This window comes from Pseudonocardia xinjiangensis (assembly GCF_012911925.1).
In the GTDB taxonomy this organism is placed as follows: Bacteria; Actinomycetota; Actinomycetes; order Mycobacteriales; family Pseudonocardiaceae; genus Pseudonocardia; species Pseudonocardia xinjiangensis.
This window is the reverse complement of record NZ_JAAXKY010000067.1, coordinates 1-20954: the sequence shown is the minus strand read 5'-3', so window position 1 is coordinate 20954 and position 20954 is coordinate 1. Positions and strand designations below refer to the sequence as shown.

Sequence of the window (20954 nt, the reverse complement as noted above, 5' to 3'; positions counted from 1 at the left end):
TGGGTCTCCTGGCGGTGACCGCGCGCAGGAGGGAGGATGAAGCGTCATGGCGACCCTGCCCGGACCGGCCACTGCTCCGGGTCCGGCGCGCCGCGAGGTCACCGAGCCGACCCAGCCCCAACTGCGGTCGGCGGCCGCCACGTTCGCCCTCCTGAGCAGCCCTCCCCGGTTGCACCTCGTGTGGCTGATGGCGCACGAGACCTTCGACGTGGGCACCTTGGCCGCCCGGGTCGGGCTCAGCGTCGCCACCGCGAGCCAGCACCTGGGCAAGCTGCGGCTGGCCGGAGTGATCTCCGCCAGGCGCGACGGCCGGCACATGTACTACACGGTCGACGATCCGCACGTGCTCACGCTGATCGAGCAGATCTTCAGCCACATCGCACCGGACGGCACTCTCGCTCCCGATCCCTGATCGGCGGCCCGGCCGAGCGGATCGTGACCTCGGGCCGGACGCCGATCAGGAACGGCTCGACTCCTCAGGAGCCGTGGCGGCTCGGGCGCTCGCGCCGGAAGGACCAGGCCAGCACCCAGACCGTGCCGATGGTCAGCGCGATGGCGAGCGGCACGTGGACCGACAGCACCCCGACGTCACCGAGGTAGGCCTGCGCCAGGCCGAGCAGGAACACCAGCACACTGATCACGGTCGGCCAGATCGACCCGCGCGTTGCCCGCCACACCAGGGCCGCCGAGATCAGCATCAGAGCCGACAGCACGTGGAACACGATCGCGCCGCCGCCGTGCACGCTCGTGGCAGTCCCGCTGCCGCTGAGGATCTGCCCCGCCGTGGCGCCCTGGAAGAGAACTTCGAGTGTGCTCAGGGCCGCGGTGACCTGCAATGCGGTCCTCGCACGGCTACCGGCCCCGGCTCTCCCGGAGGTGTCGATCTGCGACATCAGTACGCCCTTCGTTCGCCGGACGATCCGGCCATCATCACCCAGTACGCCGCAGGGGCCGAGTCGGTTCAACAGATGCCAGCCATATGTCCGACGATAAGAGCCACACGGGTGGCGTCCGGGCGTCCCGTGCCTCTCCGCTGTCGGGGGATCGCCGAGACCAGCTGTTCTGCCCTCGCCCGCGTAACGTCGTGGCCCAGGCCGCTCGATGACGCGCCGGCCCGGCCGTCCGCTCGCGCCACCCGACCGGCCGGGCCGAAGAGCCCGGACCGTCTCGATCGTGCGGCGGCGGTGCGATGCCGCGACCGGTGCCTGGTCCAGCCATGGGTCGGCATCCGCCGTCGGGCGCCCAGGCAGACCTGAAGGGGGTCAGCGCCATGCAGGTCGCCGTCTCGGTGCTGGTGGGACTGGCCGGTGGGGCGTGCGCGCTGCTGACCCTCGCCTCCGCCGCGAAGACCGTGGTCGTGCCGCGCGCCGTGCCCGTGCTGATCACGCGCTGCGTGTTCGGCGCGATGCGTCTGCTCTTCACCGCCGCCCTGTGGCGCAGCCGGGACTACCGCACCCAGGACCGCGTCATGGCGCTGTTCGCGCCGTTCGGTCTCCTGATGCTTCCCCTGGTGTGGCTCGTGCTCGTCGTCGTCGGCTACACGGCGATCTTCTGGGCCGTGGGCATGCGCCCGGTGCGGGACGCGTTCCTGGAGAGCACCTCGTCCCTGCTCACGCTCGGCTTCCGGCCGCCGGCGGACACGTTCACCGCGGTGCTCGCGTTGTCCGAGGGGATCCTCGGGCTGGGCCTGCTCGCCCTGCTGGTCTCCTACCTGCCGTCGATCTACGCCTCGTACTCCCGTCGCGAGCTCATGGTCACCTCGCTGGACACGCAGGCCGGGAGCCCACCGTCGGCGGCCGAGCTGCTGGAACGGCTGGAGCGCATCGACGGGATCGGGCAGCTCGACACGTTCTGGCAGGACTGGTCGCGCTGGTTCGCGGACATCGCGGAGACCCACACGTCGACGCCGGTGCTGGTGCAGTTCCGCTCTCCTGAACACGACCGGTCGTGGGTGACCGCGGCCGGAGCCGTGCTCGACACCGCGGCGCTCGTGACGTCCACCCTGGACACGCCGAGGCAGCCGTCGGCGGAGCTCTGCATCCGGTCCGGCTACCTGGCACTGCACCGGATCGGCGCCTACTTCGGGATGCCCGAGGTCCCCGACCCCGCGCCGGGGACCCCGATCTCGGTGACACGGACGGAGTACGACGCGGTGTGCGGACGCCTCGAGCGCGCGGGAGCGAAGCTCGTCTCCGACCGCGAGCAGGCCTGGCGCGACTTCGCCGGCTGGCGGGTCAACTACGACACCGTCTTGCTGCGTTTCGCGGCGCTGACCATGGCCCCACCGGCGCCCTGGTCGTCCGACCGTGCGATGCCGTTACGGCGCCGTTCCGTCACCCGTCGCCGGGGCCGTCCCGTCACCGGCTCGTGAACGCGGCGGTCACTGGCGGGGCAGCGGGGCGGATAAGGAGGATGCAGGGGTGAGCGCACCATCCGCTTCTCCCGGGCCCGAGCGCGGCTTCGTCGGACGAGGCGGCGACCTCGACGCGCTCACCCAGGTACTCGCGGGCGCCCGGAGCGGCCGCGGCAGGCTCGTGGTGCTGAGCGGGGAAGCGGGCATCGGCAAGACCAGCCTGGCCGAGGAGGTGGCCGACCGGGCGGTCGCCGCCGGCTGGAGGCTCGCCTGGGCGGGGTGCGCGCCGGGCATGGCCGGACGAGCGCTGTGGCCGTGGACGGCCGCGCTGCGCGGGCTCGGGCAGGAGTGGCCGGCAGGACCGGAGCGCGACCCCGGCGCCGGTGTCCAGCTCGTCGACGAGCTGACCGGGGTGCTCCGGGCCGCTGCCGGGTCGGCTCCCGTGCTCGTCGTGCTGGACGACCTGCAGTGGGCCGACCCCGCCTCCGCGGAGCTGGTGGCGCTGCTCGCGCCCCTGCTGCGCGGCATGCCGGTGGTCGTGCTCTGCACGTGGCGGACGGAGAGCCTCGCGTCGGTGCGGGCGGCCCTGCGCGGTCCGGCGATGGTCCTGGAGCTGGCGGGCCTGAGCGAGGCCGACGTGGGTGTGCTCTCCACGGCCGACGCGGGGCGCGCGCTCAGCGCCGACGATGCGGCGGCACTGCACCGCCGGACGGGCGGCAACCCGTTGTTCGTCCGCGAACTGGTGCGCGCGGACCACACCGGAGTCGGCGGCCTCCCGGCCACCATCAGGGACGCGCTCGACGGGAAGCTCGCCGCACTGCCTCCTGACGCGCGGAGCGTTATCGACGCGGCGTCCGTGCTCGACATCGAGTTCGACGTCGAGCTCGTCTCGGCGATGCTGGACCGCGATCCGGAGGAGGTACTCGGGGCGCTCGAAGCCGCCCGGAGGGGCGGCGTCCTCGGCCGGCTGACCCCCGCCCGCGCCCGCTTCGCCCACGACCTGTTCCGGGAGACCGTCTATGAGGAGCTCGGTCCGGTCGCGGCATCGCGGTGGCACCGCAGTGCCGCGACGGCGCTGGAGAAGGCCGCCGGACAGCCCGGCGTGTCGGCTCGGATCGCCCACCACGCCTACAGCGCCGGGACCCGCGGGGAAGCCGCCGCGAGGGCGGCGGGCCACGCCCTCGTCGCGGCCGAGGCGGCAATGGGGGTGCGCGGCTACGCCACAGCGGCCGTCGCGGCCGAGCGCGGGCTGGCGATGCTCGCCGCCGCACCCGCCGACGACGCCCTGCGTGCCCGGTTGCTGCTCGCCTCGGCCGATGCCCGGCACGCACTCGGTGAGACGCCCGCCGCCCGGGCGATGTACCGGGAGGCCGCCGCGCTCGCCCGGGCAGCGGGCGAGCTCACGCTGGCCGGGCGCGCCGCACTCGGGTTCGCAGGTGGCCCCGCGGGTTTCGAGGTGCCGCTGGTCGACGCGGAGCAGGTCGGCTTGCTGAGCGACGTGCTCCAACGGCTGGACGCCTGTCCGCACGCGCCGGACCGGCGCGCCACCGTCGCGCTGCGGGCCCGGCTGCGGGCCCGGCTGTCCGTCGCGCTGTCGATGACCGACGCCGAACCCCGGCGCCGCGCGTTGGCGGGCGAGGCCGTGGTCCTGGCCCGGTCCGCCGACGACATCCGTGCGCTCGCCGAGGCGCTCGCGGCGCACTGCGACGCGATTGCGGGACCGGAGTGGAGCGAACGCCGCAGCGCCGATGCCGCGGAGGTCGTGCGGATCGGGGAGGCGCTCGGCGACCCGGAGGTGGAGCTGCTGGGGCGCAGGCTGCGCCTGGTCGCGCTGCTCGAGCTGGGCGACATCGCTGCCGTCGACGCCGAGATCGGCGCGTACGCACGTGCCGCCGCGCGGATCTCCCAGCCCGCCTACGACTGGTACGTGCCGCTCTGGCGGGCGATGCAGGCCGTGCAGGTCGGTGCGTGGGACCGCTGCGAGCAGCTGTTGACACAGGTCGAGAAGATCGGGGTGGAGGGCGGCGGGGGCAACGCGGGAGTCCTGCGTCTGACCAACATCATCATGGCTGCCGAAGAACGTGCCGACGCCGCGACGATCGAGTCGATGTTGGTGCACCTGCCGCAGGAGTCGCCGGGGCTGTGGGTGTCGGTGGCAGGGTCCTTCATGCTCGCCGCCGCCGGTCGTCGCACGGAGGCCAGTGCGCGGTTGGACGCCGTGGTCGACGCACTTCCCGGGGCGCATCACGACTCCGAGTGGCTTCCGATGCTCGCCCAGGCCGCGGATGCCGTCGCCGTCGTCGGCGGGCATCCCGTCGCCGAGTGGCTCCACCGCGAGCTCACCCCGTTCGCCGACCGGATGGTCGTGGAGGGCATCGGGGCGGCGCTGCGCGGATCGGTGCACCGGCACCTGGGGCTGCTCGCCGCCGTGCTCGGCCGCTCGGAGGAGGCCGCCGCCCACCTCGCCGCCGCCGTCGACGTCAACACCCGCCTCGGAGCTCCCCTGCTCGCGGCCAGAGCACGGCGCGACGCGGCCGTGCTGCTCGGCGACACCGCGGCGGCCCGGCTGGCACTGGCCACCTACGAGGAGCTCGACGTCCCGGAGCGGGTGACCGAGCTGCGGCGTCTGCTCGACGCCACCGCGCCCACCCGGGACGGGCCGGCGCCGGCCCGCGCGGTGGCACAGCTGCGCCGGAACGGGGAGATCTGGTCGCTGCGCTACGGCGGCCGGGAGGCGCGGGTGCGCGACACCAAGGGCATGCGCGACCTGCACCGGCTGCTGCTGGCGCCGGGGCGCGAGCTGTCGGCCGTCGACCTGATGGGCGACGGCGGCGTGCTGCAGGGTGACCTCGGACCGGTCCTCGACGGGGAGGCCACCAGCGCCTACCGACGCCGGCTGGGCGAGCTGGAGCAGGAGCTGGCCGCCGCCGACGCCGCAGGCGACGCGGCCCGGTCGGCCCGGGCCGGGGACGAGCGGGACCAGCTCGCCCGGCAGCTGGCGGCCGCCTACGGGCTGGCCGGACGCGCGAGACAGGCCGGCCCGGGCAGCGGTGGCGAGCGCGCCCGCACCGCGGTCCGGGCGCGGATCGCCTACGCGGTCCGGAAGATCGAGCAGGTCCACCCCGAGCTCGCCCGGCACCTGCGGCGCTGCGTGCGTACCGGTGCGTTCTGCAGCTACGAGCCGGAGCCTCCGGTCACCTGGACGGACTGACTCGCACGATGTGCGAGGCGTTCTCACGCCTGCAGGGTGTGACGACTTCCGCTACCTCCCTGCACGCTGCGCTCGACGTCGATCCCGGCCGGCTCCCGGCACTGCTCAAGCCGGTGATCGAGGCCGAACGCGACCGGTCCGACGAGATCCGCAAGGCGACCCCGACGCTGGTCGAGGCGCTGCGCTCGGCCGGTGCCTTCCGCCTGCTCACCCCGCAGGAGCTGGGCGGCTTCGAACTCCCGCTGGCCTGCGCGCTCGGCATCTACGAGGAGTTCGGCCGGATCGACGCGTCCACGGGGCTGCTCGTGTGGAACGCCAACTTCGGCCTCTGTGCGGCGTACCTGCCCGAGGCCGGGGTCGCCCGCATCTGGGGCGAGGACCCCGACCCCGTGATCGCCAACTCCGGCAGGCCGTTGCCGGCGCAGCCCGTCGAGGGCGGGTTCCGGCTCACCGGCCGCTGGGACCTCCTCACCGGTGTCGACTCCGCCGAGTGGATATCCCTGATCGCGTTCGTGCAGGACGGGGACCAGCCGCGGCTCACCGATGCGGGGGTGCTCGACCTGCGGGTGTTCTTCCTGCCCCGCGACCAGGTGCAGGTGCTGGACAGCTGGCACACCACCGGTGTGCGTGGTTCGGGCAGCGCCAGTGTGGTGCTCGATGACGTGTTCGTCCCGGACGACTCCGTGCTGGCGCTGGGCGGCCGGGCCCGGCTCGACGGTCCGCTGTACCGCATCCCCGCGGCCAGCCTGGTCATCCCCGGCTGCGCCGCGGTGGTTCTCGGGGTGGCCCGCGGCGCCGTCGACGAAGTGGCGCGCCTCGTCGGGGAGAAGCGTGGGATGGACGGCAACCTCCTGTCCGCGCAGCTGCGGGTGCAGTCCGCGATCGCGGCAGCTGAGGCGTCCCTGCGGGCGGCGAAGCTGCTGCTGCTCTCCGCCGCCGGTGACCTGGACGCCGCGGCCGCGGCCGGTTCGGAGCCCGGCCTCGGGCTCCGCGGGGCGCTGCACGCGGCCATGGCCCACGCGGGGCAGGTCAGCCGCGAGGTGCTGGTCGCCATGTACGAGCTGGGCAGCTCGACGTCCCTCTACACCGACAACCGGCTCGAACACGTCTTCCGGGACGGGATGGCGGCGATGCAGCACGGCAACGTCGCCCCGATGCACTTCGAGCTCGCCGGTCGGGTCCTGCTCGGTCTCGACCCGGCCAGCCCGATCGTCTGACGGTGGGGCGTGTTCACGGAAAGGTCGGCCCGTGACCGCGCAGGCGGAAGCGTTCGTCCGTTCGCTGTACGACGATGCGGCCGGTCCGTTGTTCGCTTTCGTCGTGCGGCTGACCGGGGACCGCGTGCGGGCCGAGGACGTGGTGCAGGAGACGCTGGTGCGTGCCTGGAGGCGGGCCGAGCACCTGGACCCGGGTTCCGACGCGCTGCGGGGCTGGTTGTTCACCGTGGCCCGCAACCTCGTCACCGACCTGCGGCGCTCGGACGCGGCGCGGCCGGTGGCCGGATGGGACGACGCTCTGCTGCACGACGGGCCCAGGGTCGATGACGTCGAGACGGCGACGCAGCGCTTCGTCCTCGCCGCCGCCCTCGGGGGGCTCACACCCGAGCATCGGGACGTCCTGGTCGCGGTCTACTACGAGGGCAGGTCGGTTGCCGAGGCCGCGGAGCGGCTCGGTGTGCCGCGGGGCACGGTGAAGTCGCGCACGTACTACGCCTTGCGGGCACTGCGGCACGCGCTGGAGGAGGGGACCAGCGCGAGCCGGTGACCGTCGTGCCGTCGTTCGCTACCGCCGCGGGCGCCTGCCGTGGTCGGTGGCAGCGTCGCCGCCGTCCGGCGGGACGTCGGGGGCCTCCCGGGCCGCGGCGATCACGCGGGTGAGCGCTCCGTGCAGGTCCTCCAGCTCCGAGATCTCCATGCCCAGGCGGGCGACGATCGCGGGGGGCACCTTCTCGGCCTCGGCCCGCAGCCTGCGACCGGCCTCGGTCAGCGTGACCGCCAGGACCCGTTCGTCGGACCGGTCCCGCCCTCGCGTCACCAGTCCGGCCGTCTCGAGCCGCTTGAGCAGGGGGGACAGCGTTCCGGGATCGAGGGCGAGCGCTCCGCTCAGGTCCTTGACCGACCGTGGCGAGCGCTCCCACAGCGCGAGCATCACGAGGTACTGCGGATGGGTCAGCCCCATCGGTTCGAGGAGCGGCCGGTAGAGCGCGACGACGGTGCGCGCCGCGACGGACAAGGCGAAGCAGACCTGGCGATCGAGTTGCAGGGGATCGACCAGAACGGCAGCGTCGGGTGCGTCACGCACCTGTCTTCCGGACACGGCCCGAGCGTACTCTTGGTGCCATGGCTGTTGGGGCACAAAGCATTGGGGTACGCATGAGCCAGGCCACACGGCGGCGACCGAACCCGGCGCAATGGCTGATGTACGCCTTCGGCTTCGGCCTTCCCGCGGCGTACCGCGAGTGGGTGCTGCACGACCTCACCACGGGAACGTGGCAGGCGCGGCAGATGCTCCGCTCGCTGGTGCAGGTGGTGCCGTTCGCGGCCGCCATCGTCCTGCTGATGCCCGGCGAGCTGTGGGTCCGGCTGGTCGCCGTGCTCGGCGGTGCCGTGGTCGGGATGATCTACGCCGCCGCGTACCTCGAGGAGGCCACCGAGCACCGCGCCCGCAAGGCCGGGTACCCGCGGGGCACCCTGCAGTCGGTGCGGTACGCCGCACACGCGGAGGAACACGCCGAGGCGGACCGGCGCTATGCCGAGCGGTACCGCCAGGGCGACAACTCGCCCGGCTCCGAGTAGACCTCCCGGTAGAGGGTGCGCGACACAGAGGGGGCTCCCGTGCCGGCTGACTCCACCGAGGGTGGCGACCCGGTCTGCTGGCTCGACCAGCTCTGCCCGGAGTGTCACGCCGTCCCGTCGCCGGAGTCGCCGCACCGCTGCTGGCGCTGCGGCAGTCCCCGCGAGAGCGATCCGGCCGCGCTGATAACCGATCGCCCCGCCGATCCCCGCTGATCTAGCCTCGCGCCCGTGAGCTTCTTCTTCCGACGTCACTGACCCCGCCTGCGGTCGACGGGGCGTACCCCGCCGTGGGTGATGCGGGACGGTCTGCGGCCGTCCCGGGTCGCGGCGTGGGAGAAGAGCAGTGCGAGCAGGAGCGTGCCTCGTGGCGCGTTGTGTTCGGGGGATCGAGGACCTGCTGGCCTCCGAGATCGGCAGGCGGGCACTGGGCGAGGTGGTGGCCGCAGGCCACCGTGAGGTCCGGTTCGTCGTGTCGGAGACGGCCGCGACCGGGGTGACGGCCCTGGCCACCGCCGACGACGTGTTCGTCGTCGCCGCCGAGATCGAGGGGATCGGGCGAGCCGGACCGATCTCGCGCGGCTGGCACGCGGGTTGGCGGCCGTGGACCTGGGCTCCGTCCTGGCGGTGCGGGCCCGGTGCGGAGGGCCACCGGGCCACTCCGTCGACGTCTCGGCGTCGTTCCTCGGGCGTCGGGGGTTCACCCGCTTCGACGTGGAGGACGCGGTCGGTGCGGCCCTGGCCGGCCGGCTCGGCCTGGCCTACCACCCGCGGCGTGCCGGAGCCCGGCCCCCGGAGGGCGGCCTGAGCTGGCGGGTGACGATCGTCGAGGACCGGGCGACCGTCGCCGTCCGGGTCGGGGCGCGACCCTTGCACCGCAGGCAGTGGAAGACCGTCGGCGTGCCCGGATCGCTGCATCCACCGCTGGCGGCGGCGATGGTGGTCCTCGCGGGTGTCCGGGCGGGCGAGCGGGTGCTCGACCCGTGCTGCGGCGCGGGCACCCTCGCGATCGAGGCGGCCCACACCGGGGCCTTCGCGACGGGCATGGACGTCGATCCTGCCGCGCTGGCCGCGTCCACCCACAACGGCCGCGGAGCGCCGGTGCGCTGGGCTCGGGCCGACGCCGGCGCCCTTCCCGTCGCGACCGCCGGGGTCCGGCGGGTACTGCTGAACCCCCCGTGGGGCCGGCTGGTCGAGCGGGCCGGGCTGCTGGCCCGCAGCCCGGGGCTTCTCGGGCAGGAGGTCCGCCGGGTTCTCGAGCCGGGCGGGACCGCCGTCCTCCTCGTCCCGGAGAGCCGTCCCGCACCGTCGGAGTTCTCCGTGGAGCGCAGGATCCCCGTGGCGCTCGCCGGATCCCGGCTGGCCGTCCTCGTGCTGCGGTAACCGGGTGGCGCTCCATCCGGTGCATCCGGTGCAACCGGTGCCCCCGGACTGCGGCGAACCAGGGCCGGGAAGCCGTCCATGGGCTCGACTCGGTCGACGGTCCCTGGTCCGGACCGTAAGCTGCCCGACCGCCGGGGGGCTGACGACGAGGGGCGAGTCGGTGGTCGACGTCGACGCTCGCCGGTCGGGTGTGGCGGGCAGTCTGGTCGGGCGCACGCGAGAGCTCGACCGGATCCGGTCCTTCCTGGACCGGGCCGCCACCGGCGGCGAGGCGCTGTTGCTGTCGGGCGAACCCGGTGTGGGCAAGACCGTGCTGCTCGACGCCGCCGCGGAGACGGCATCGGCGAGCGGGACGCGGCTGCTGCGGGCGGCCGGCGCCGAGTTCGAGACCGCGGTGGCCTTCTCCGGGCTCAGGCAGCTGCTCCTTCCGTTGACGGAGGAGTTCGACCGGCTCGCTCCGGCGCATCTCCGCGCGCTCTCGGCGGCGCTGGGCACCGGCGACGACGCGCCGGCCGACCGGCTGACCACGTTCACCGCGGTGCTGGCGCTGCTGCGGGGGGCGGCGGCGGCGCGTCCGCTGCTGGTGATCGTGGACGATCTGCACTGGCTCGACCGGTCCAGTACCGCCGCGCTGGGGTTCGTCGCGCGCCGGCTGGCCGGGAGCCGGGTCGGGCTGCTCGCGGCGTCGCGCACAGCGGCGGCGAGCTTCCTGGACAGCAGCGGGCTGCCCGAGGACGAGGTGCAGCCGCTCGACGAGGACGCGGCGGCGGGTCTGCTGGGGGCCCGGTTCCCGACCCTCGCCGCCGCGGTGCGCCGGCGAGTGCTGGCCGAAGCGGAGGGAAATCCGCTGGCACTGCTGGAGCTGCGTGCGGTGATCACCGCGGCGCAGCGCATCGCGCGGGAGGCGTTGCCGACGGTCCTGCCGCTGAGCAGGCGGCTGCGCATGCTCTTCGCCTCCCGCGTGACCGAGCTTCCCGCCGCCACCCGTCGGGTGCTCCTGCTCGCGGCGCTGGAGGGCACCGGTGACCTGGGTGTGCTGCAGGCCGCCGCTCGCGGACGTGCACTGTGTGACCTGCAACCGGCGGAGCGGGACCGGCTGGTCGGCGTCGACCAGGGGACGGGCCGGCTGGTTTTCCGTCATCCGCTGGTCCGGTCGACGGTGGTGGGGTTCGCCACCGAGGAGGACCGCCGATGGGCCCATCGGGCGCTGGCGGACGTACTCACGGATGATCCGGAGCTGCGGGCGTGGCACCTCGCGGACGCGACGCCGGGTCCGGACGAGCGGGTCGCCCGCCTGCTCGAGCACGTGGCGCGGCGGGTGCTCGGCCGCGGTGACGGGGTCGGCGCGGTGGCCGCGATGATCAAGGCGGCGGACCTGAGCCCGGCCGGTGCCGATCGGAGCCGGCGGCTGACCGAGGCGGCCTACGTCGGAGCGAACGTGACCGGCCAGCTGCGCACCGTCCCGCAGTTGCTCGAGGACGCACGCCGGGCCGACCCGGATTCCGGCGGCTCGCTCCAAGCCGCTGTCACCACCGCTCACCTACTGCTGAACGGCGAGGGTGACGTCGAGACCGCCCACCGCGTCCTGGTCGGGGCGATCGAGACCGAGGGCGGTGACTACCGCGCCGATGACCGCGCGCTCGTCGAGGCGCTCTACACGTTGCTCCAGGTGTGCTTCGTCGGCGACGGGCGTCCCGAGCTGTGGGCGCCGCTCACCGCGGCCGTCGAGCGGTTGCAGCCGGAGGCCCCGACAGTTCTGGCGCTGTGTGCCACCACCTTCACCGCCCGGCCCGGGCCACGGCGGCGTCGGTCGACGAGGTGGAGACGATCATCCGCGGGCTCTCGGACGTCGGCGACCCCGTCCAGATCATCTGGACGGGCCGGGCGGCCTTCTTCCTCGACCGGATGACCGAATGCCGGGAACCCCACTGGCGGCTGGTCCGCGACGGACGCGAGGGACGGGCCGTCACCTCGGGCATCGCGGCGGCGGTCAACCTGTGCCTGGACGACCTGTTGACCGGCCGGTGGACCGAGGCGCAGGAACTCGCCGACGAAGGTCTCCGCCTCTGCGCGCTCCACGGCTACCGGCTCATCGAGTGGCCCTTCTGGTTCGGCCAGGCGTTCCTCGCCGGCTGCCGGGGTGACGTCGAGCGGGCCACGGACCTGGCGGACCGCATGACGCGATGGGCCGAGCCGCGCGGCGCGGCCCTCGTCCTGTCCTACTCACGGTGCGCCCGAGCCCTGGCGGCCCTCGGTCAGGGCAACGCGGAGGAGGCCTTCCGGAACGTCGCCGCGATCAGCGCACCGGGCACCCTCGCCCCCCGCGCCCCGCTCGCGTTCTGGTGCGCGATCGACCTCGTCGAATCCGCGATCCGCACCCGTCGCCCCGCTGCCGCTGCCGCGCACGTCGCCGCGATGGAGGAGGCCGGCATCGCCGCGCTCTCCCCGCGGCTCGCCCTCGTGGTGCGCGGAGCGGCGGCCATGACCGCCCCCGTGGATCGGGCCGCCGGACTGTTCGAGGAGGCCCTCGCCGTCCGCGGGGTCGAGCGCTGGCCGTTCGACCTGGCCCGGGTGCGTCTCGCATACGGCGAACGGCTGCGCCGCGACCGCGCCGCCGCCGAAGCGCGCCTGCAGCTCACCGCGGCGCTCGATACCTTCGACCGCCTCGGAGCACGACCGTGGGCGACCCGGGCAGGCGCCGAGCTCCGCGCGGCCGGAGCCGCTACGTCCTCGTCGACCGAGCGCGGCCCGGAGTCGCTCACCGCGCAGGAGCGTGAGATCGCGCTGCTCGCCGCCACCGGTCTGACGAACAAGGAGATCGGCCACGTGCTCCACCTGTCGCACCGGACGGTAGGGGCCAACCTCTACCGGGTCTTCCCCAAGCTGGGGATCACCTCCCGCGCCGCCCTCCGCGACGCACTGCGCTCCGACGGTTGCGAGCCGGAGCGCTAGCAGCACCGCAGCCCGGAACGCGCTCAGCGGGCGCCGGAGGCGCTCGTCGGGGCGGCGTAGTCGGGAAGATCCAGGTTCGCCGCCACCGACCCGGTGCTGGCGACGAGCAACCGCCGCACCAGAGCCCTCCTGAACAGGGTGTTGCGCAGCCACAGCCGCGTGGCTGTGGACGGGGCCAGGAACTGGCCGGGACTGGCGCCGCGCTGCCAGCGGGCGGCGTAGCTGCGGAGGCGGTTCTCGTAGGCGGGGAACGCCGCACGATGGTCACCGCCCACGGCGGCGAGCTCACCGGCCAGCACGTAGGCGGCGACGACGGCGGTGCCGACGCCCATGCCGCCGAGAGTGACGCCGTAGCCGGCGTCGCCGATCAGCGCGACCCTCCCGGTGGACCAGCGCGGCACGCTGACCCGGCTGATCGAGTCGAAGTACAGCTCCGATGCCGCGGGCAGGGCGTCGAGCAGCCGGGGCACGTGCCAGCGCATCCCGCCCAGCGCGCCGGCGAGGATCTTCTTGTGCTGCTCGTCGTCGTGCCAGTCGTGGTCGAGGCGCGGCGAGGCGAAAACGGCGAAGGCGCCGGCGCGGGTGGGGTCGCGCTCGTCGGCGGCGACGCTGACCATGCGCCCCGGCACGTTGTACTGCTGCGGCGTGGTGCCGAGACCCAGGTCGTTGGGCAGCTCCCAGCCGGCCAGGTAGTAGCCGAGGTGGCGGACGTAGCGTGACTCGGCGCCGAAGGCGAGGCGGCGGACACCGGAGTGCAACCCGTCGGCGCCGATGACGAGGTCGACGGTGCGCGACGCCCCGCGGCGGAGGTCGAGGTGCACGCCGTCGGAGCTCTGGGTCAGCGCGGTGACGGCGTCGTCGAACAGGTACTCCGCGTGTTCCGCGCTGCGGTCATGGAGCACGCGGGACAGGTCGCTGCGGCGCACCTCGAGCTCACCCCCGGCGAACTCGGCCGGTAGCTCGAAGATCTGGCCGCCGTGCTCGTCGACGGCGCGCATCGCCCCGCCGTGGGTCCGGAGCGATCGCAGCTCGTCGAGCACCCCCATCCTCGACAGCACACCGAGGTGGGTGGGTCCGCGGAAGTCGACGGCGAAACCGCTGGTACGCAGGGTGGGGGCCACCTCGACGACCGTGGTCGTGGCGCCGTACCGGGAGAGCCAGAAGGCCACAGCCGGACCGGCGACCCCCGCGCCCGAGACGAGTACACGTAGGCCGTGCAGCGGAAGGTCCGTCATGTCGCACTCCTCATAAAAAACTGTGTCCCACGGATACCGTGTACCTTAGACACGGTTATCGGGCGTCGGCAAGGAGCACGAGATGGCAGGGGTCGGAGACGGGTCGGCCGAGCACGCCACGGCCCATGCCCTGCTCTGGGAGCGGCGACCGCAACCGCGACGTGGTCCACGCCCGGCGCTGACGCTGGAGGTGATCGCGGGCACCGGCATCGAGATCGCCGACGCCGACGGGATACCGGCGGTCACCATGCAGCGGGTGGCCGAGACGCTCGGTTTCACGAAGATGTCGCTGTACCGGTACGTGCCCGGAAAGGTCGAGCTCGTCGCCCTCATGACCGACATGGCCCTCGGCGCACCGGCGCCGCTCGGGTCCGCCGGATGGCGCCCGACGCTGCACGAGTGGGCGATCCAGATGTTCCACCGGTTCTGGAGGCATCCGTGGGCGCTGGAGGTCACCGTCGGGGCCCGGGCCATGGGACCGAACGAGATCGCCTGGCTGGAACAGGCCGTCGCCGCCCTCGACGGCACCGGGCTCGACGGCGGCGAGATGCTCGACGTGGCCGTCACCCTGATCGGCCACGTGCGCACCATCGCGCAACACGGGGCGGCCATGGGCAGCGAGCGGCCCGAACAGGAGATGGACTCGGCGCTCGCGGCCATCGTGCGGCACCGCGAGGACCGGTTCCCGGCCCTCGCGGCGGCTCTGGAGTCCGCGGCCACCCACGGCTCTCAGAACCAGGCACTCGACTTCGGCCTGAACCGCATCCTCGACGGCGTCGAGCTGCTCATCGCCACCCGCAGAGGCGAACCGGGATAGCGGCCGAGCCTCAGGTCGTGCCGACGACGTCCGCCACCACACACGCCAGGTTGTCCGGCGCGCCGAGGGCGTGGGCGTGCTCGACGATGCGCGTGACCACGGCGTCGGGTTCGGCCTCCCGCATCGCCTCGTGGAGTACATCCTCGCTGAGCACGGCATGCACCCCGTCGGTGCAGAGCAGGTACCGATCACCGGACCGCGCTTCGCGCAGCTCGACGTCCGGGCGGCCGTCGGCGTGCAGTGCGCGGACGAGAAGTGCCCGCTGCGGGTGCGAGGCCGCCTCGGCCGGCGTCAACCGCCCGTCCTCCACCATCGTCTGGACGAGGGTGTGGTCGGACGTGATCCGGTGCGTGACCCCGTCCCGGACCAGATAGGCGCGCGAGTCGCCGACGTGTACCAGCGCGAGCCGCGATCCCGAGCGGACCAGTGCCGTGAGCGTCGTCCCGGCCTCCGGTCCGACCGCACGAACCGCGGCGGCAGCGTCCGAGATCGCATCGTCGAGCGCATTGAGCACCGCACCTGCTGAGACGTCGACCTGAGCGAGTGCGCCCACGGCGGCGGCGCTCGCCGACGGGGCGTCCGCCGGGCCGAAGCCGTCGGCGACGGCCAGCAGCCCGGCGTCGGCGTGAACCGCGTCCTGGTTCGCCTGCCGCACCAGGCCGCGGTCACAGGCCATGGAGTAGCGCAAGGTCAGCGTGTTCTCGGCGGTCATGGTGGTGTCCTTCCCGGACAGGTGGTCGACGAGGTCGGAGGCAAGCGCCCGGCGGGTGGACGTCTCGATCTCGACCTGGCGCCAGTACGCCCTCACCTCGGCAGCAGCCGCGTCCGGGGGCAGCGCGACGACCTTCGCGATGCCGGCCAACGGCATGCCGAGGCGGCGTAGCCAGGCCACGAGCCGTGCCCGGTCGAGCTGGTCGGGCGAGTAGTACCGGTACCCGGACGAGGCATCGACCCGGGCCGGACGCAGCAACCCCAGCTCGTCGTAGAGCCGGAGCGCCTTCGGCGACAGCCGCGCCACCCGGGCGAACGTCCCGATCGTCAGGAGCTCCACTCCGTCCTCCTCGTTCCGGGCTCGGTGCCCGGTGACACGAGCGTCCGGGCTGACCCGGGGGCAAGGTCAAGAGCGGCCAGGACTTGCAGCAAAGCCACGTTGCGGCAACGAGATTGCGTGAAAGTGGCTTTGCTGCAATCCCGGGGGAGGGGTCTACCGCGTCGAGCCGGTCGGCTCCGGTGCGCTCGTGGGGTCCGGCGCCGGGGCCCGGTTCCCCGCTCTGAGGTCGTCCGCGAGCGCGACCACGGCCTGGTCGGTCCGGCGCAGCACCCGGCTGACGGTGAGCAGGCCGGAGCGGGGCGGCTCGGGATGGTGGGCCGCGTCGGACTCCGCGGCGTCGATCACGTCCTCCGCGGACCGGATCTCCCCGCCGTCGCGGCGCAGCAGCGCGTTGCGCAGGCCGTCGAGATTGCCCCGGACCCGTTCCGCCGCCGGGCACACCGTCATCCAGTCCGGAGCGCGTATCTCGTCGGAGAGCCGGACCAGGGAACGGGCGTAGTGCTCGACGCCGGTCAGCATCTGCAGTGTCCGGTGGTAGCTCGACCGTTGGCGGCGCCACGGCAGGGGGCTGTCGAGCGGCGCGGCGCGGGCGCGCAGGGTGGCCAGCGCGTCGTGCAGGTTGCGGGCCAGCTCCACGGACGGGGTGGTCGGCTGCCGGCCGACGATGCGGTCCACCGACGTGGAGAGCACGTCGTCGACCGCGTTCACCAGATCGTCGAGGGCCTCCCCGAACGCCTCCCGGCTGCGCTTCGGCAGCACCACGTACGCGGCGATGATGCCCAACGCGGCGCCGACCGCGGTCTCCTCGATCCGCAGCACCAGCAGGGCCACGCTGAACTGCCCGATCAGCCCGTACAGGAGTGCGAGCACCACGCTGATCCAGAACGCCAGCAGCGCCGGCGAGACCTGCACCAGGTAGATCCCCAGGAAGATGCACACGAACAGGAGGATCAGAGCGGTCAGCTGGCTACCCGAGACGAGGGCCGCGAGACCGACCCCGGCGAGCACCCCGCCGATCGTCCCGAGGATGCGTCCCCAGCCGCGGGTCAGCACGTCGCCGCGGCTGCTGGTGCCGGCGAACACGAGGAACGCCGTGATGACCGCCCAGTACCAGCGGGAGGGCGAGACGAGCTCGCCCACGACGATCGCCAGGCTGGTGGCGACGCCGACCTGGATGGCCTGGCGGGTGGTCAGGCGGAGGCCGGAGGACGCAGCGGGAGCTGCGGTGCGGTCGTCGGTCACGTCCCCGGTGTCGAGGTCGGGACCGGTGGCCGCGGCAGGTGCGACGGGCTGCTCCGGGACCAGCGGCGCCCGGAGTGCCCAGGCCAGCCGCGTCACGGCGAACGCCACCCGCTGGACGCGGTCGCCGTGGCCCTTCGTCTCGCCGACGATGGGCGCGACGCTGCGTTCGGCGCAGTCGAGCAGCGCGGTGACCATCGCCGTCGGCGTGCCGCTGGCGGTGGCCGCCAGCAGCCCGTGCAGGCCGTCCAGGAGCATCCGGCTCGCGTCGTCCGCCAGCGACTTGTCCGCCATGACCATGCGGACGCTCGCGACCGCGAGCCGCTCCGCGGCCAGCTCCACGTCGAGTACGTGGCCGGGCACATCGGCCCCCGTGCCGCCGCCGGGCAGCTCCGACCCGGGACGGTCCGCCGTGACCGACACCGCGAGCGCGGTGTCGTTGAGCCGCGTCTGCCTGCGCTGCACGTTCCGCAGCCGCGCGTCGAGCTCGGGGGTACCGCCCGTGACCAGCTCGGTGACCGCGCCGACGAGGTCGTGGACGCGGGCGTCGAAGGCACGGAGCTGATGGACGAGTGTGCGCCCGGGCCGCTCGACGAACAGCACGCCGCGCAGCAGCAGTGTCGACCCGACGCCGACGCACGCCGCGAGCAGCAGCCAGGGCAGCTGGGCGGGCGTGGCCTGCAGGTACTGGGTGAAGAAGTACGCGTTGAAACCCGCCATGCCGAGGGCGAAGCCGCGGGCGCCGAAGCGGCGGACGTACACCGCGAGCATCATCACCACGACGAACACCACGTCGGCCGGGATGTGGTGGCGCGACAGCAACGCCCCCGCCGTGATCGCCGCCGCCGCCGGAACGAGCATCAGTGCCGTGGTGACCCTGCTGCGACGGAGATCGGGCTCGTTGACCGAGATGCTGCTGATCATCGCGAGCACGGCGGCGAACAGCAGCACGGTGACGGGCTGTTTGGCGACAGCGCTCACCACGGCCATCACGGCGGTCGCCAGAACCATCGAGGCCGTGCCGATCGCCGCGAGCCTGAGTCGGACCAGGCCCGGATCGGTTCCGGTCAACCTGGTGCGGAGCTCCGCAGGCCAGGACACCCGCTCAGTCTTGCACGTGGAACGCGGACCGCCAGGGATCCGAGCGGCCCGGTCCGGACAGGCGGCTGCTCCGCCGGCTCACCGCGCCCAGCTCGCGGAGGTCGTCGGTGTCGAATGTGAGCTGGGTCGCGGGGAGCGGCTCGCGGCGCTCCCGCAGGCTCAGCCCGTGATGAGGCGCCTCAGCCAGCTCTCCCGGGCCCGGCGCGCATCGACGGAAAGGGCGGCGCCGGGCAGGAACGTGTCGAAGCCGTGGAAGGCTCCGGGCCACACGTGCAGTTCGGCCTGCACCCCGGCTCCCCACAGGCGGGTGGCGTAGTCCACGTCCTCGTCGCGGAAGGTCTCGGTGGATCCGCAGTCGACGAACGCGCCCGGCAGACCGGACAGGTCGGTGGCGCGGGCGGGCGCGGCGTAGGGGCTGACACTGTCGGTGCCCTGCTCGCTCCCCAGCAGGGCCGCCCATGCCGTGGCGTTGCTGACCTGGTCCCACATCCCGACGCCGGTGAACTGCTGGGCCGACACGCTGTTGTTGCGGTCGTCCAGCATCGGGCACATGAGCAGCTGCCCGGCCAGTTGGGGGCCACCGCGGTCACGGGCCAGCAGCGCCAGTCCCGCCGCCAGACCACCCCCACCGCTGACTCCCGCCACGACGAGGAAATCCGGGTTCCCGCCGATCTCGCGCGCGTTCTGCTCGGTCCAGAGCAGCCCGGCATAACAGTCCTCGATCGGCGCGGGATGCGGATTCTCCGGGGCCAGCCGATATTCGACGGTCACGACGACGACGCCGAGCCGTTCGATCCAGTCGAGGACCAGCTCGATCTGACTGAACCGGTCGCCGAACAGGAAGCCGCCGCCGTGCATGAAATACACGACGGGCGCGCCCTGTGGTGCGTCGTGGCGGCGCAGAACGGAAAGAGTGACATCCGGTTCAGTGGCCAGCCCGCGAGCTTCGGCATGTCTGACACCGATCGGCCGCCCGGCGATGAGCCGCTCGATCGGGACCGCCGATCCCGCGACCCGGCTGCGGGAGGCCTGCACCATATCCGGGGTGATCGAGGACGGGACCCCGGCGAGCAGAGTGCGGCGCGCCATCTCCAGCTCCGGATCGAACGGCGGGCGGGGAAGTGGCATCGGGCACCCATCAGGACAGGTCGACCGGTGCTCCGGCATGACGGTGGCTGCGAAGTCACCATCGACTCGATAAGCACCCGCCGAAGTTGCTGGTGCACGGAAGGTTATCCGACCCCCTGTCCGGGGGAAGGTGAAGTCGATCACCCCGGGGGAGTATCCGGTCATTCTGGCGCGGATTGTCGCAAAACGGCGAGAAAGGGCATTGTGGAAACCCGGGGATCGGATGGTTTGCACTGGTGGCCGGGGTGGCCGTCGTCGCCGGTACCCGGGCCAGTTGCTGGACCTGTCGGACTGGTACCTGACCCTGCCGGACCGTACTTCCACCTCGACCAGGCGGGGGACGGCGTTGTCTTCATCGCGAACGCCGGTGGGGTCACCACGTCGGGCAGCAGCTGTCCGCGCTCCGAACTGCGGGAGATGGACGGGGACCGGAAGGCCGGCTGGTCCAACCGCGCCGGCACCCACACGCTGTCGGTCCGGCAGGCCGTGACGCGGTTGCCCGCGGCCAACCCGACGTGGTCACGGCGCAGATCCACGACGCCGAGGACGACGTCCTCGAGGTGCGGTTGGAGGGCGAGCGGTTGGTCGCCCAGTACGAGGACGGTGACGGCGAGAGGGTGATCGACCCGGCCTACCGCCTGGGCACCCCGTACGACCTCCGGATCGTGGCGGCGGGGAGCCGCGTGCAGGTCTTCTGCAACGGCGAGCTCAAGGCCGACATCCCGTCGGCGAGGTGGTCGTCCACTCGCTGCAGGCGGCCCACTCCGGGTGAAGTTCAGCCCCGGTTCCCGGGTGGCCCGACCGTCCGGGGCCGGCCGACGTCCCCGGACGGCGCAGTGCCGGAAAGTTTTCCGGTCGTTGATGTGGTGAACCGGGCAGTCGCCAGCGGCCACCGGAATCAACGACTTTCTGTCATGGCGCCGCTTGTCGAGTGCGATCTTTGTATCTGCCGCGGGACGTAGGTCATCGGCTTATTGACGGTCGGTAACGGAATGCTGCCCTATTCGTGTTGACGCCGCCACGGTCAGCCGATGGGACAGATATCCCCCGATGTGGTTGGGTTCACAGGTTTAGTGGCGTGCAGTTGGGTATCAGGCGCCCGGCCGGCGATAGATCAACCACGACTTTCGGGTGGTGGTATGCCGCCTGACCTGGGGAAACTCTGATTCTGCTGTACGTTCCGGGTGCGGCAGTTGTAGCGCTTGGTGACCGAATCCCGGCTGGTAACGCTCGCTTCGTCGTCTCCGAGAGCCAGCTTGCCCGGCGGGTTCGAATTGTTCTCCAGAATGGAAGGGCGCTGCCAGATGCAGGCATCGAGGATCTTCATCATCGGTTCGGGTGTGGTCGGAGTGGCCACCGGGCGGGGTTTCCTGGCCGCCGGTCACGACGTGACCTTCATCGACACGGACACCTCTCGGTTGGATGAGCTGAGGTCGGTCTACGGGTTGGATGCGCGTGCGGAGTTGGATCTCCGTGACGAGCTGGACTCGTTCGTGTTCTTGACGTTGCCCACGCCGAATGTGGGGTGGGAGTACGACCTGCGGGCGTTCACGGCGGGGACGACGTCGGTGGGGCAGGCGTTGGCGGACTCTCCTGGTCGCCACACGGTTGTGGTGCGGTCGACGGTTCCGCCGGGCACCACCGAGGGGTTGGTGCGGTCGGTGTTGGAGCGGTGTTCGGGTCGGGTGGCGG

20 protein-coding genes are annotated in these 20954 nt (G+C 72.9%); 13 read left to right on the top strand and 7 right to left on the bottom strand.

The window, feature by feature from the left end; translation table 11 throughout:
- The first annotated feature begins 46 nt into the window (after positions 1-46).
- Complete coding sequence (locus tag HF577_RS20220) at positions 47-412, top strand: ArsR/SmtB family transcription factor (protein WP_169397475.1); 366 nt, start codon at positions 47-49, stop codon at positions 410-412.
- A gap of 64 nt (positions 413-476) precedes the next feature.
- On the opposite strand, the gene HF577_RS20215 is transcribed toward HF577_RS20220, so the two are convergent.
- Positions 477-893: a hypothetical protein gene (locus HF577_RS20215; protein WP_169397474.1), complete on the bottom strand. Its 417-nt coding sequence runs from the start codon at positions 891-893 to the stop codon at positions 477-479.
- 323 nt (positions 894-1216) lie between these two features.
- Here HF577_RS20215 and HF577_RS20210 point away from each other — a divergent pair, with 323 nt between their 5' ends.
- From HF577_RS20210 to HF577_RS20195, 4 genes are read left to right on the top strand one after another with little or no spacing between them, the layout of a single operon-like run.
- Entirely contained in the window at positions 1217-2371 is a 1155-nt protein-coding gene (locus HF577_RS20210; protein ID WP_169397473.1) for a hypothetical protein, read from the top strand.
- A 49-nt stretch (positions 2372-2420) separates the two neighbouring features.
- Positions 2421-5564, top strand: a complete 3144-nt coding sequence (locus tag HF577_RS20205; RefSeq protein WP_169397472.1) for an ATP-binding protein — start codon at positions 2421-2423, stop codon at positions 5562-5564.
- 38 nt (positions 5565-5602) lie between these two features.
- On the top strand, positions 5603-6781 hold the full coding sequence (locus tag HF577_RS20200; RefSeq protein WP_169397471.1) for an acyl-CoA dehydrogenase family protein: 1179 nt from the start codon (positions 5603-5605) through the stop codon (positions 6779-6781).
- A 31-nt stretch (positions 6782-6812) separates the two neighbouring features.
- Positions 6813-7328 (top strand): sigma-70 family RNA polymerase sigma factor, encoded by a 516-nt coding sequence (locus HF577_RS20195; protein ID WP_169397470.1) that lies wholly within the window; start codon positions 6813-6815, stop codon positions 7326-7328.
- 18 nt (positions 7329-7346) lie between these two features.
- Here the strand turns inward: HF577_RS20195 and HF577_RS20190 are convergent, their stop codons facing one another.
- On the bottom strand, positions 7347-7880 hold the full coding sequence (locus tag HF577_RS20190; RefSeq protein WP_312859254.1) for a MarR family winged helix-turn-helix transcriptional regulator: 534 nt from the start codon (positions 7878-7880) through the stop codon (positions 7347-7349).
- A 56-nt stretch (positions 7881-7936) separates the two neighbouring features.
- Between HF577_RS20190 and HF577_RS20185 the strand changes: the two genes are divergently transcribed.
- The 4 genes from HF577_RS20185 (at position 7937) to HF577_RS39785 (ending at position 12691) form a co-directional block, all read left to right on the top strand.
- Entirely contained in the window at positions 7937-8359 is a 423-nt protein-coding gene (locus HF577_RS20185; RefSeq protein WP_211174559.1) for a DUF5313 family protein, read from the top strand.
- Positions 8360-8959: 600 nt separating this feature from the next.
- Positions 8960-9739 (top strand): methyltransferase domain-containing protein, encoded by a 780-nt coding sequence (locus tag HF577_RS20180; RefSeq protein ID WP_169397468.1) that lies wholly within the window; start codon positions 8960-8962, stop codon positions 9737-9739.
- 160 nt (positions 9740-9899) lie between these two features.
- Positions 9900-11648, top strand: a complete 1749-nt coding sequence (locus tag HF577_RS37555; protein ID WP_211174558.1) for an AAA family ATPase — start codon at positions 9900-9902, stop codon at positions 11646-11648.
- Entirely contained in the window at positions 11558-12691 is a 1134-nt protein-coding gene (locus tag HF577_RS39785) for a helix-turn-helix transcriptional regulator (protein ID WP_211174557.1), read from the top strand. Before HF577_RS37555 ends, HF577_RS39785 begins: the two co-directional genes overlap by 91 nt.
- A gap of 23 nt (positions 12692-12714) precedes the next feature.
- Here HF577_RS39785 and HF577_RS20170 read toward each other — a convergent pair whose 3' ends face one another.
- Positions 12715-13926, bottom strand: coding sequence for an FAD-dependent monooxygenase (locus tag HF577_RS20170; RefSeq protein WP_169397467.1), 1212 nt, complete (start codon positions 13924-13926; stop codon positions 12715-12717).
- An 82-nt stretch (positions 13927-14008) separates the two neighbouring features.
- Between HF577_RS20170 and HF577_RS20165 the strand changes: the two genes are divergently transcribed.
- Positions 14009-14743, top strand: a complete 735-nt coding sequence (locus HF577_RS20165; RefSeq protein WP_169397466.1) for a TetR/AcrR family transcriptional regulator — start codon at positions 14009-14011, stop codon at positions 14741-14743.
- 10 nt (positions 14744-14753) lie between these two features.
- Here HF577_RS20165 and HF577_RS20160 read toward each other — a convergent pair whose 3' ends face one another.
- The 3 genes from HF577_RS20160 to HF577_RS20150 form a co-directional block, all read right to left on the bottom strand.
- Positions 14754-15794 carry a MerR family transcriptional regulator gene (locus tag HF577_RS20160; protein WP_169397465.1) on the bottom strand — a complete coding sequence of 347 codons (1041 nt, stop codon included), beginning with the start codon at positions 15792-15794 and terminating at the stop codon, positions 14754-14756.
- Between the two features lie 153 nt (positions 15795-15947).
- The gene (locus HF577_RS20155; RefSeq protein ID WP_169397464.1) at positions 15948-18044 is read right to left on the bottom strand and encodes an FUSC family protein; all 2097 of its coding nucleotides are present in this window, start codon (positions 18042-18044) and stop codon (positions 15948-15950) included.
- A gap of 249 nt (positions 18045-18293) precedes the next feature.
- Complete coding sequence (locus tag HF577_RS20150; protein ID WP_169397463.1) at positions 18294-19262, bottom strand: alpha/beta hydrolase; 969 nt, start codon at positions 19260-19262, stop codon at positions 18294-18296.
- 27 nt (positions 19263-19289) lie between these two features.
- Here HF577_RS20150 and HF577_RS40210 point away from each other — a divergent pair, with 27 nt between their 5' ends.
- On the top strand, positions 19290-19883 hold the full coding sequence (locus HF577_RS40210) for a polysaccharide lyase family 7 protein (protein ID WP_407692222.1): 594 nt from the start codon (positions 19290-19292) through the stop codon (positions 19881-19883).
- Positions 19778-20224, top strand: a complete 447-nt coding sequence (locus HF577_RS37545) for a hypothetical protein (protein WP_211174567.1) — start codon at positions 19778-19780, stop codon at positions 20222-20224. Before HF577_RS40210 ends, HF577_RS37545 begins: the two co-directional genes overlap by 106 nt.
- A 152-nt stretch (positions 20225-20376) precedes the next feature.
- On the opposite strand, the gene HF577_RS38520 is transcribed toward HF577_RS37545, so the two are convergent.
- Entirely contained in the window at positions 20377-20619 is a 243-nt protein-coding gene (locus tag HF577_RS38520) for a hypothetical protein (protein WP_169397462.1), read from the bottom strand.
- Between HF577_RS38520 and HF577_RS40205 the strand changes: the two genes are divergently transcribed.
- Positions 20549-20954, top strand: a 406-nt coding sequence (locus tag HF577_RS40205) for an NAD(P)-binding domain-containing protein (RefSeq protein WP_169397488.1), incomplete at its 3' end; no start/stop codon positions are given. The genes HF577_RS38520 and HF577_RS40205 overlap by 71 nt on opposite strands.

What these genes read in the sequence shown, in the direction of transcription:
- HF577_RS20215 (WP_169397474.1), bottom strand. Translation starts at nt 893, where the DNA reads ATGTCGCAGATCGACACCTCCGGGAGAGCCGGGGCCGGTAGCCGTGCG.
- HF577_RS20220 (WP_169397475.1), top strand. Translation starts at nt 47, where the DNA reads ATGGCGACCCTGCCCGGACCGGCCACTGCTCCGGGTCCGGCGCGCCGC.
- HF577_RS20150 (WP_169397463.1), bottom strand. Translation starts at nt 19,262, where the DNA reads ATGCCACTTCCCCGCCCGCCGTTCGATCCGGAGCTGGAGATGGCGCGC.
- HF577_RS20170 (WP_169397467.1), bottom strand. Translation starts at nt 13,926, where the DNA reads ATGACGGACCTTCCGCTGCACGGCCTACGTGTACTCGTCTCGGGCGCG.
- HF577_RS20155 (WP_169397464.1), bottom strand. Translation starts at nt 18,044, where the DNA reads ATGGTTCTGGCGACCGCCGTGATGGCCGTGGTGAGCGCTGTCGCCAAA.
- HF577_RS20185 (WP_211174559.1), top strand. Translation starts at nt 7,937, where the DNA reads ATGAGCCAGGCCACACGGCGGCGACCGAACCCGGCGCAATGGCTGATG.
- HF577_RS20165 (WP_169397466.1), top strand. Translation starts at nt 14,009, where the DNA reads ATGGCAGGGGTCGGAGACGGGTCGGCCGAGCACGCCACGGCCCATGCC.
- HF577_RS20210 (WP_169397473.1), top strand. Translation starts at nt 1,217, where the DNA reads ATGGGTCGGCATCCGCCGTCGGGCGCCCAGGCAGACCTGAAGGGGGTC.